The organism is Roseburia sp. 1XD42-34 (assembly GCF_009917385.1).
Lineage (GTDB): Bacteria > Bacillota > Bacilli > Bacillales > Amphibacillaceae > Virgibacillus.
This window is the reverse complement of record NZ_QWLJ01000006.1, coordinates 14009-26219: the sequence shown is the minus strand read 5'-3', so window position 1 is coordinate 26219 and position 12211 is coordinate 14009. Positions and strand designations below refer to the sequence as shown.

Below are 12211 nucleotides of genomic sequence, written 5' to 3'. Positions count from 1 at the left end.
TCAAAAAATATTTTGGATTTTACCGTATTTTTTCGCAAAATAAGGGGAAATTAAGGAGATTCGTTTTTAATACTTGTCTAAAATGGAAGATATACAGCTTAGCCCTGCCATGACCCGTGCGCATCCACATATCGTTTTAATAGAATCGAAAGACATTACCCAACTACTTTATGTGAAGAAAAGCTTGATAATAGAAAGTGTTTATTTGTCATTTGTACTATAAAATTGAAATTAATTTTCCACCAATTGCATTTTCTACATTTTCCCTGATGGTTAATTACTGCAATCTAAAACGACTCTAACTAAATTGAACATTTAACTTGCAATTGGGTCTTACGCTTATCCTCCCAAATTTACTTCGTAGGATAAAAGGTAGATTTTACTACTAATCACATGTAAAGTAACCTACCAAAAACCATTGTTTCTCATTATTCACTTCATTGCACATAAGTGAACAGTCAAATTTTTGCGGCTTCTTACGTTCGGCATAAAAAACCCTCGCCTATTTTGCGACGAGAGTTGGGGCTGTATCATTGATCGTACTTATTTTTACATCCTGATAATAATACTGAACAATCTCTTGATAGGTTTTTCCTTCTTTCGCCATACCATTTGCCCCGTATTGACTCATTCCTATCCCGTGACCAAACCCTTTCGTTGTGAAGATAAAGTGATTGTTTTTTTGTTCGATAGTAAAATCACTGGAACGCAATTCTAGCTTTTCTCTAATTTTTCTGCCAGAGAAAGCATGTTTTGCTAATTGAAGTTCTTCCACACGATTGCTGTCTGTTCGGGTTATATTAACAGGAAGCGGAAATTGATTCGGTAAGTCCACCTCAAATGTTTCCTCCAATTGCTGTAATGAAAACGTCTTTTGATCTAAAAACTTAGGTGATTCTTCATCCCAGGGACTTTTCACACTACGTAAATATGGAAGCTTATTTTCCCAGTAGTCCTCAGAATTCTCCGTATATCCATTACTAGTAGAGAAAAAAGCGGGAGTAATTGGTGCGTCTTTATAGGTTAATACTTCTCCTTTTGTTTCCGAAACCGCCGCTTTCACCTTTTTCATTTTCCAATCAAAATCACTTCCCCACTGCTTTTGTAATTGCCCTTCGTCCTTATATACTTGATGTTGAACCGTATCCGTGACATCGGAATCTTTCTTGGTAGATTCGCCGTGCAGCTTTTGGTTAACGATATATGTTCTTGCAGCAAGTGACTGTGCTTTTAATGCTTCTGGTTCAAAATCTGCCGGCATTTCAGAAGCTACAACACCAACTACATACTCTTCTAAGGGTATACCTTGCACTTTATTTACTCCGGAGCGCATAACTGATACAGAGAAAGGGGAATTACCTAACTCGATATCTTGCTTAGGAGCTTTGTCACGATGTGCTGTTAGTGGAGCTTTCGTCGCCTTTTCGTCACCCTTACTATAGGGAACAACAATTAATGTTGGAACCACAAGGATAATCGTGATTAAGCAAGCTAACAAAATGGCAGAAGGAACTTTCCACAGCAGCTGGCTTGGCCTTTTTTGTAAATAATAAGGTTTTTTGGGCGCAAGCCATGGTTTGTTATTTGCGAGCGGCTTTCTTACTAATTGTTTTTGCTGCATCGAATTCTCCTGCTTAGCTTTTACTTTTTTCATTAATAATGCGTTTCGTTTCTTCCACTCTTTAGATCCGCTTTTCTTTGAATATTTGCTAGGTTTCATTGCTTACCCCCTTTAACATGAATTTAATCTAGCAGTCCTATTAAGATATATATACACGAGTTTTTTAAAATAGAACCAAAAGTTAGGCGAGGACTATGTATTGCTAAAATTCACAACGTAATAGTGTTAGGTTATGTTATTAAAGGAGGAAGCAAACTTTTGAAATTGACCAGAGGGGAAAAGAAGGGATAGGCTAATCGTTTTTTATAAAGTGAATCATCACAAGCCGTGGAGATTTTCTTTCATCTCCCCACGGCTTGTTAGTTCCATAGGTATGACTTAAAGGTCTCTTACAAAATAGGCATTTAGGTGTTATTATCTCACTTAGACTTGTTGCTGTACAGATTATTAAACTCCTAAAACGAGGGTAAACAGCCTTTATATGCGGGATAAAAGAAAGCGTAACACAACAAGTTATGCCAAGCGAGGGGAATCACCCCATAGGAAGAGAAAAGAAGCAATGAGGTTGGGAAGTAATGATGCTATTAACTCCAAAGGCGAATGATATACTAAATGGATGCAAGATAGACTCTTACAGAAGGAAAGGCAACGGTGAGACCCGCAAGGGCAGTGCGCTAGCTTGATGACGTTCACTAGCTACCCTAAGTGCGCAAAGTATATTTCCAGAGTAGGGGTATGCACTATCCCGTATTTCTAACATAATTTTCTGATTTTACCTAAATAAACATACTTCTCCCCCTATTCATGTTAAGTATACACGGTTTCGCCAAAGTTAATTGCCATCTTCATCAATGATAAAGATGACAAGCAACATAATGTCCCGGCTCTATTTCTTGAAATGGTGGTTTTTGTTGTTCACAAATATTCATTGCCCTTGGACACCTCGTACGAAACACACACCCGCTTGGTGGGCTAATCGGACTTGGTAATTCTCCTTGCAATATAATCCGTTCCCTCTTTTCTTCCACTACTGGGTCCGGAATCGGAATCGCAGATAATAGTGCCTTCGTATAAGGATGTAACGGTCTTTCATACAACGCCTCTGCTTGAGTAAGTTCAACTAAATTCCCTAAATACATCACTCCAATCCGATCAGAAATCTGTTTCACCATGGATAAATCATGGGCAATAAATAAAAACGTTAACCCTTTTTCCCTTTGAATTTCTTTTAACAAATTCACGATTTGAGCCTGTACGGAAACATCCAATGCCGATATAGGCTCATCTGCAATAATAAAATCAGGCTCTAAAGCGAGTGCCCTTGCAATGCCAATCCGTTGGCGTTGCCCGCCACTAAATTCATGCGGATATCGATTAGCATGCTCCCGCTGCAGCCCAACTTCTTCTAATAAATGATACACACGTTCTTTTATCTCATGTTTGTGTCGATAAATGTGGTGCACTTCCATTGGTTCAGAAATAATCTCTTGCACTGTAGAACGCGGATTTAATGAAGCATAAGGGTCTTGAAAAATCATTTGCATCTTCCGGTGTAGCTGGAATTTTTCATTTTCTTTTAAAGCATGGATATCCTTACCATCATAAAGAACTTCACCAGCCGTTTTATCATATAATCCGAGAATTGTTCGCCCGATAGTGGATTTACCACAGCCAGACTCTCCGACTAACCCGAAGGTCTCCCCTTGACTTATCTGAAATGATACATCGTTGACTGCTTGCAGCGTTTGGTTTCTGCTAATCTCAAAAAATTTCTGCAAACGATTCACTTCAAGAATTACTTTCCCCATTTTATACCACGCCCCCTTCTCGCCAATAACGCCTAGCAGTGCATAACTCTGTTTCATAGATGGTATTTGCAATGCTTATTTTTTCAATCCCTTTTCCAGTTTGTGGGGCATGTAACATGGTTCCGTCTCCACTATAAATTCCAACATGGTGTATTCGCCCCTTTCCCTCTTCATAAGCGAAGAAAAGTAAATCACCAGGTCGAAGCTTCTCTAGTGAAACTTCTATTCCAGTAGTCGCTTGATCCCCGGCATCTCTAGCAATCTGGTACCCATTTGCTTTATGAGCAGCATAGGCTAGGCCAGAGCAGTCAAAACCTAAAGTACTCATTCCGCCCCAGAAATATTCCAGACCTATATATTTTTTGGCAACAGCTACAATTGCTTCTCCATTCCCATGCGGAACACCATCTATGTTAGAAAATAACTCGACATCATTTTTAGCTACATATCCAATACCATGCGGTGTCATGACAGTAACCGTATCTTTATACTGTGCTTTCACTGGTAAAATAGTTAAATAACTTAAACTTATTGCAGCTTGATTGTCAAAGGTTAACCAAGCGAATGAGGATCGAATTACTGCTTTTACTGGCTGTTGCCAGTCTACGGTATTCATTTTCTTTATTTGACAAGCAGGTACCCAACCCGGATAGCCTCTGTTATCTTTATGGGATGGTTGGGAAGGTATAACAATGTGAGCCCAATCTCCGATTCGCTTTGTTACCATGACTCGTTCTCCATAAAGTATTTGCGTTTGAATTCGATTTTCATCACATAATGCAAGTTTTTGTGTATCATCTAGTTGGTTCACCCATTTATCCACATGAGCAGGGTTGCTAAGTGCAAGGGCATCTATCGCTCTAGCAGATGATGGATCTGTCCATACAGTAGCTACGCAAACACTGGCAACATAAATTTCTCGCTCTGTTTGATCAAACGTTTGTTCAGTCACCATTTACCCTCCCATTTTTTCAAAGGGGCTCTATCGAATGATATTATCGTAGTCCCCTTCATGCTGTTATTGTTTATCCGCATACTTTAAATCAAGGTACCCCACTGGATGACGCAGTATGTTGGTAACTCCTTCTTGTAATACTTCTACCTGATTATAATATCGAATCGGAAATAGCGGCATTTCCTCAGCAAGCATTTTTTCAGCTTCATACATATACTCCCAGCGCTTTACTTCATCTGCTTCTGATTTTGCATTAGCTATTAATTCGTCGTACGTCTCATTTGACCAGCCGGTACGATTCATATAAGAGCCTGTAATAAAACTCTCTAAGAAATTAACTGGATCGGCATAATCATATAAAAAAGAACTTCTGGACAATTGGTGTTTCAAAGCCTTTTGATCTTCTAAAAAAACGTTCCACTCCGTGTTTTCAAGCTCCACGTCTACCCCAATATTTTCACTGAGCATTCCTTGGATTGTTTCAGCTACATCTTTATTAACATTATCCGTATTATAGGACAATGTTACTCTCGGAAGCTCCTCATACCCTTCTTCCTGCATTCCCTCTTCCAATAGCTTCTTTGCTTCCTCTGGGTCAAATGAAACGATTTCTCCATTAACATCACGGAAGTCTTCTCCACTTGGATTGGTAAACCCTGGAGAGACAAACCCATGAGCAGGCTTCGCCTTATTTTTCACGACATATTCAGCGATATTTTCCTGATCAACAGCTAAAGCAAATGCCTTTCTTATGTTTGCATTTTGAAAAGGTTCCTCCGTAACATTAAATCGATAAAACTCTAACCCGCCTTGATCAACAATTTGCACATTATCCCCATCTATTACCTGATCGGATAATTCTGCAGGGATTTCTGCTGAATCTAACTCACCTCGTTCAAACATTTGATATTCCGTATTAATATCATTGACCATCACCCAATGGACGCCGTCTAAGCGTACACTATCCACATCCCAGTACTCTTCATTTTTCGTAAACATCATTTCATTATCATGTTTCCAAGATTCCAGCTTAAACGGTCCATTTGCAACAAATGAATCTGCTTCAGCATGCCATTCCGGGTTTTCTTCAGCTACTTTATGATTTACTGGAAAAAAAGCTGGATTTGTTAATACATGTAAGAAGAATCCTGTTGGGTTTTCCAATTCTACTTTAAGTGTCTTTTCATCCACTGCTGTTATTCCTAAATCGTCTGCCGATCCTTCCCCACTATTAAAAGCTTCTCCTCCTTTAATGAAATAACCGAGAAATCCAGCTGATGAGCCAGTTTCTGGATTTAACAATCGTTTCCAAGCATAAATAAAATCTTCTGCTACGACCGTATCGCCATTGGACCAATTAGCATCTTCACGTAAATGAAACGTATATGTTGTCCCATCCTCGGAAATTTCCCATTCCTCGGCAACCGCTGGCTGCGGTGTATGGTCTTCTCCTAGCCGTGTTAGCCCTTCCAGCAAATTATTTAATGCATTCCAAGAAACATTATCAAACCCTATCGCCGGATCAAAAGATGTTGGCTCTTCCCCATTATTCAGCTGAAGGATTTTTCCTTCTACCGCTTCCTTTTCGTTTGCTGCTCCATTTTCCTCCTCTGTACCAGCACTTTCTTTCGCTGTACACGCAGCTAAAGCAAAAAGTACCAAAAATCCCACTAAGTAAACCAAGCCCTTCTTCATCAACTCTCCTCCTTCTATTGGTTGGCTGTACGAGCCAAAAGTTGTTGCGCCCTTTCGTCCTGTAACCAGCAATCTACATGATGTGATCTGCTGCGTTCAGTTGTCACAGGATACACTTTCCCACACACTTCCATCGCTAATGGACATCTCGGTGTAAATGGACATCCTCGTGGAGGTGAGAATAAATCTGGTGGCGTACCATCAATTGGTGTTAGTCTTTCCTCTTTTAAATCAAGCCGGGGGACCGAGTTTAATAGGCCTTTTGTATAAGGGTGTTGCGCATCATAAAATATGTCATGTTTCGTTCCCGTTTCGATGATTTTACCAGCATACATGACAGCGATCCGATCTGCTATTTTAGCTACAACACCTAAGTCATGGGTAATTAGAATAATCGACACCCCTGTCGTTGCTTGAATATGACCAAATAATTCAAGGATTTGCGCTTGTATAGTCACATCTAATGCTGTTGTAGGTTCATCAGCGATCAGAAGCTCTGGTTCGCAAATTAATGCCATTGCGATAACAATTCGTTGCCTCATCCCTCCGCTGAAGTGGTGCGGGTATTGCTTTAAGCGTTCCTTAGGATTCGGTATACCGACTAAATGCATCATTTCTAAAGCTTTTATTTTTGCCTCTTCTCCACTAACAGCTTGATGCTCTCGCAAGCCTTCCATAAGCTGTGTGCCAATGGTAAGTGTCGGATTTAGGGCTGTCATTGGATCCTGAAAGATCATCGATATGTCCACACCACGTATGGCGCGCATCTGCTTTTCGGTATAGCTTGCTAAATCCTTGCCTTTAAAAATCACCTCGCCCTTGGTAATTTTTCCTGGTGGCTCTGGAATCAGCCGCATAATTGCTTGCGAGGTCACACTCTTTCCGCAGCCTGATTCACCTACAATTGCTAGCGTTTCTCCTTTATTCAAGTGAAAATAAACACCTCGCACAGCTTTAACAGTTCCACCATAGGTTGAAAAAGTTACATGCAAATCTCTAACTTCAAGTAATGTCTCCATCTGTCCACCTACTTTCTCAGCTTCGGATCAAGTGCATCCTGAAGCCCATCCCCTAATACATTAAATGCAAACATCGTAAAAGAAATGAAGAATGCTGGAAAAAATAATGTCCACCAATGTCCAGACAGAATGGATCCTAAGGAATCATTTGCCATCACACCCCAGCTAGCAAATGGTGCCTGAATGCCAAGTCCAAGAAAGCTTAAAAACGCTTCTGCAAAGATTGCGCTAGGAACGGTTAACGTCATTTGCACAATAATCGGACCCATCGTATTTGGCAGTAAGTTTTTTCGAATGATGCGTGATGTTTTTGTGCCAAATGATTTAGAGGCAAGTACAAATTCATAATTTTTAATTTGTAGAACTTGCCCACGCACAATTCGCGCCATTCCAACCCATCCTGTAACGGTTAGAGCAAGAATAATGGTACCTAAGCTCGGGCCAAGCACGACTAGTAATAAAATAACGACTAGCAAATATGGAAGCCCATATAATACTTCAATAATGCGCATCATAATATGATCCGTTCGTCCACCTTTATACCCTGATAAGCCACCGTATATAATGCCAATCGTAAAATCAATTAAAGCTGCCATTAATCCAACAAACAAGGAAATTCGCGCTCCATACCAGGTACGAGTAAAAACATCTCTGCCACCATTATCTGTTCCAAACCAATGTTCTTGAGAAGGTGGCTGATACTGGTTTGGTAAATCTTGTTTGTTAACTTCATAAGGAGAAAGAATCGGTGCAAATATTGCAAAAATAGTAAGTAACACTAAAAACACGAATCCCGTCATTGCCAGTTTATTTTGGACTAACCTTCTCCAAGCATCCTTCCAATACGATAAAGACGGTCTTGATACAGCTTCTAATGCAGCTTTATCCTGCTTTTTCCACACAAACCATGCATCTGGTACTTCGGAAGCTTGAACAGGTTCTTGCCTTGCTTGATCCACCCATTTTGTTTTCATTACTTCCCGCCTTTCTTATGTAGCTTTATGCGCGGGTCTAATATGCCGTATGCAATATCAACAAGGAATAACATAATAATTAAAAATGCACTGTAAAATACCGTTGTTCCCATAATGACAGGATAGTCACGTTGATTAATACTTTCTACAAAATATTTTCCCATCCCAGGTACAGCAAATATTTTCTCGATTACAAACGTACCGGTTAAAATTCCTGCTAGCAGTGTGCCCATAATCGTAACCACGGGCATTAACGCGTTTTTTAAAGCGTGTTTACAAATGATTTTCCATGGTGCTAACCCCTTAGCACGTGCCATTTTTATATAGTCTTGGGTTAAAACTTCCAGCATTGTCGACCTCGTCAATCTAGCAATAATAGCCATAGGTCCAGTAGCAAGTGCGGTAATTGGTAAAATCATATGTGTTGGACTTAACCACCTTGCCACTGGAAACCATTCTAGATTCACTGCTAATTGTTGAATAAGTAGGGTAGCTAACACAAAGTTTGGAATCGAAATACCTAACACAGCGAACCCCATTGCTAAGTAGTCAATTATTTGATTATGCTTTAATGCCGCAAAGACACCTAAAGTTACACCAGATATAACAGCGACAATTATCGTAATTATTCCAAGCTCAAAAGAGATGGGAAAGCCCCGTCCGAGCATATCATTTACCGTTTGCGATGGTTGTTTAATGGATGGACCAAAATCGAAAGTAGCAATAGATTTCAAGTATAGAACATATTGCACAATATAAGGCTCATCCAAATTATAATGCGCTTCCAAATTTGACTGAACGGCTTCATTCGTTCCGCGTTCACTATTAAATGGAGATCCTGGTATCGTAACCATTAAAACAAAAGTTAGTGAAACAATAACCCATAGTGTCAGCAGCATCATAAGTAAACGCTTTCCTACATAACGTAGCATATGCCTCCTCCTACGAAAATTTAGTTATCATTGCCAGTTCTGTCATCACAAGCATTGCCTGATATGCTTCTAGCATATCTTTCGCCTGAAACCTAACAATTGTAGTTCCTGCTTCTATCTCTGTACCAGGCATTAGATTAGCCCATTCTGCTTGCCCATAATTCGCAAATTCCACTCGCAAAATCGGGTTACTCGGTGGAATTAGTGGTGAGATATGATCACGCTGCTGTATGGCTTCCGTTATCTTTTCTGTTAAAAGTTTCGCCGCTTTTTTAGGAGTTAAACTTTTGACAGACGATCTTGATATCGTCTCTTTTACAGCTGCCGTTTTCACGTTTGGAACAAGTGCTTCCGCTTCTTTTGCTGCCTGGTCATCGCCAGTAACGGCTATTACGGGAACATCATAATACCCTGCGAGATAGGCATTCAATCCCATTTCGCCAATTTCCTGATCGTTTATATACATCGTTCTTACTGCTTGAATCATGGTATGAGACATCACGCCAAATTTGCCAGCACGTGCGTGGTACCCAATAAACATGGCTCCATCAAACGTATTATCTAGTCCATGCATCATTGAGAATGGTTTTACCTCACCAGTAATCAGCAGCGCATCTTGATGTAGGTCTTCAATAAGTATGTTATTCATCTTCGAATGGCTGTCATTAACTAGAATCCCTGTGCAGCCATTATCCAATGCAGTACGAATGACTACATTTATCTCTTCAGTCATGATTTTTCTTGATCGTTCATAATTATGCATATTTGCTGTGACAAATGTTTCATCTGGTAAGCCAGTAATTCCTTCCATATCTACGGATAGATATAATTTCATTTTTTCTTTCTCCTTAGTGGTAAAATTTTCTTAAATTTTACCATAGATATATTAAAATGAAAAGTCGGAATTTAAAGAATAAACTTCTCAGCAATTACAACATACAAAAAAACAGATGATTGAAAAAGGCCTTCATCTGTTTTTCACATGACTTCTATTCGGAATATGAATGAATGCATCCTAAATACTTATTACTAGTAGATTAAGAAAGCTCTGCAGCTATTGAATGACGGATTGGTTCCACTTGGATAAGCGGCGATACAGCATTTCCCTTTTCATCTACCCTTTCCACATCTGCACCTAGAGCTGCTAATTTTCCAGCAAAGTTCACATACCCACGGTCAAGATGCTTTAACTCCGTTACTCGGGTTATACCTTCCGCTGCCAATCCAGCTAATACAAGAGCTGCTGCTGCACGCAAATCTGTTGCTGCTACTTCTGCTCCTTGAAGGTCGCTAGGTCCTTCCATAATCACACTATGACCTTCAATCTTCATCTTAGCATTCATACGACGAAACTCTTCCACATGCATAAAGCGGTTTTCAAACACGGTTTCCGTAATGACACTTGTACCTTGAGCAACTAACATTAACGCCATTATTTGTGATTGCATATCTGTTGGAAACCCAGGGTGAGGTAATGTTTTTATGTCGGTTGCTTTTAACTGTTTAGGACCAATAACTCGTATTCCATTAGCTTCTTCCTTCACAGTAACATTCATTTCTTCCAATTTAGAAATTACGGAGCGCAAGTGTTCAGGAACTGCATTTTCAATCCATACATTCCCTTGTGTAATTGCCGCAGCTACCATAAACGTACCAGCTTCTACACGATCTGGTATAATTGAATGCTCCACGCCACGCAATTTTTCAACACCTTCAATACGGATCGTTTCCGTTCCCGCACCAACTATTTTGGCACCCATCTTATTGAGATAATTTGCCAAATCAACAATTTCTGGTTCTTTGGCACAATTTTCTATAACTGTTTTTCCTTCTGCTAGAGCTGCCGCCATCATAATATTTTCAGTCGCTCCAACACTTGGCATATCTAAATAAATTTTTGCACCTTTAAGTCGCTTGTTGACATTAAGTTCAACAAAGCCATTCCCAACATGAGTTTCAGCACCCATTGCTTCAAAACCTTTTAAATGCAAATCAATTGGTCTGGAACCAATTGCACAGCCACCCGGCATGGCAACTTTTGCATGCCCGTAACGTGCTAACAAAGGTCCGATTACAAGGACAGAAGCACGCATTTTTCTTACATATTCAAACGGTGCCTCTGTCGTTAAGTGATTTGAAGCATCTACCGTTACTGTGTTGTTTTCAAAATGGACATCTGCATTCATATTTTTTAGTACTTGATTTATTGTATATACATCAGCTAGTTCAGGAACATCTTTAATGACACTTTTTCCTTCACTTGCAATAAGACTAGCGGCAATGACAGGGAGCACAGCATTTTTAGCACCTTCCACTTTCACAGTGCCTTTCAATTGGTGTCCGCCTCTTACGATGATTTTTTCCATATTTCAAATCTCCTTCAGATCCAATTTCACTATATTAATATTCATTTATTAGGATAGGTGTTCCTATCATGTATGTAGGATTGTCCGATCCGTTTTCTTCGACTGCAATTTGTATATTCATAGGTGCATCTTCGATGGAAATATGTTGTTTCCATAATGGTGTATACCCGTAAATAATTTTTTTATGTGTTGATTGTTCTACTGTATCGAATTGTGTCTGTATTTGTTCTACTTGAAAATAATTTGTCAATTTGGTTAAAAAATAATCACCATTAATTATATCATTTCCTCTAGTCGTCAGACAAGCAAATCTCCTTACAGAATTTGTGAAATACTTGTTCATAAAACTTTGGTTTATGCGAGTATAATTTTCTTCCGTATTGGAATTCCAACCATTCCCGCTTATTACGGCAATAAATTCTGCAGAAGCATTTTCGTGACGCGGAATGACCACATTAAATAATACGTTTATTCCCTTAGATATATGGCGGTTTGTAAAAGAAATTTTAACCTTCTTCTTGTCTTTGGTCACACTTTTTTCGTATTTACGACTCAACATTTTCACTAATGCATCTTTTCTTTCAGGAGAAATTGATTCTTTCCATGTTGTTTGCCATTCTTGTATTGGCGCATTCTCAGTCACCATAAACTGAGATAGATCCATCAGTTCATCTCTGCTTTCTTCCCTTGGATCCATTCCAATATTATTTGCTACAAACATACATAAAATTGCTAGAATAATAGACTTTTTCACAATAAAATCCCCCATATCCAACTATTTCTTAATAATAGTATGAACTGGGAGATACAAAAGCATACCATACAAATGCTGACAGTCTTT

10 protein-coding genes are annotated in these 12211 nt (G+C 39.3%); all 10 read right to left on the bottom strand.

The genetic code is table 11. The features are described from left to right. Positions 1-502: 502 nt before the first annotated feature. Complete coding sequence (gene spoIID, locus D1839_RS04655; protein ID WP_120378879.1) at positions 503-1720, bottom strand: stage II sporulation protein D; 1218 nt, start codon at positions 1718-1720, stop codon at positions 503-505. A 749-nt stretch (positions 1721-2469) separates the two neighbouring features. Further along, complete coding sequence (locus tag D1839_RS04650; protein WP_120378878.1) at positions 2470-3429, bottom strand: ABC transporter ATP-binding protein; 960 nt, start codon at positions 3427-3429, stop codon at positions 2470-2472. A 1-nt stretch (position 3430) separates the two neighbouring features. After that, complete coding sequence (locus D1839_RS21070; protein ID WP_199689966.1) at positions 3431-4381, bottom strand: C40 family peptidase; 951 nt, start codon at positions 4379-4381, stop codon at positions 3431-3433. 66 nt (positions 4382-4447) lie between these two features. Then, positions 4448-6079, bottom strand: a complete 1632-nt coding sequence (locus tag D1839_RS04640) for a peptide ABC transporter substrate-binding protein (RefSeq protein WP_120378876.1) — start codon at positions 6077-6079, stop codon at positions 4448-4450. 14 nt (positions 6080-6093) lie between these two features. Continuing rightward, entirely contained in the window at positions 6094-7098 is a 1005-nt protein-coding gene (locus D1839_RS04635) for an ABC transporter ATP-binding protein (protein ID WP_120378875.1), read from the bottom strand. Positions 7099-7106: 8 nt separating this feature from the next. Beyond that, positions 7107-8072, bottom strand: a complete 966-nt coding sequence (locus D1839_RS04630; protein WP_120378874.1) for an ABC transporter permease — start codon at positions 8070-8072, stop codon at positions 7107-7109. Beyond that, the gene (locus tag D1839_RS04625) at positions 8072-9004 is read right to left on the bottom strand and encodes an ABC transporter permease (RefSeq protein ID WP_120378873.1); all 933 of its coding nucleotides are present in this window, start codon (positions 9002-9004) and stop codon (positions 8072-8074) included. The genes D1839_RS04630 and D1839_RS04625 overlap by 1 nt, the downstream gene beginning before the upstream one ends. Before the next feature lie 10 nt (positions 9005-9014). Beyond that, positions 9015-9839 (bottom strand): M55 family metallopeptidase, encoded by an 825-nt coding sequence (locus D1839_RS04620; protein ID WP_120378872.1) that lies wholly within the window; start codon positions 9837-9839, stop codon positions 9015-9017. Positions 9840-10041: 202 nt separating this feature from the next. Then, complete coding sequence (gene murA / locus D1839_RS04615) at positions 10042-11370, bottom strand: UDP-N-acetylglucosamine 1-carboxyvinyltransferase (RefSeq protein WP_120378871.1); 1329 nt, start codon at positions 11368-11370, stop codon at positions 10042-10044. A 34-nt stretch (positions 11371-11404) separates the two neighbouring features. Then, positions 11405-12124, bottom strand: a complete 720-nt coding sequence (locus tag D1839_RS04610; protein WP_158589606.1) for a YwmB family TATA-box binding protein — start codon at positions 12122-12124, stop codon at positions 11405-11407. Positions 12125-12211: the final 87 nt, after the last annotated feature.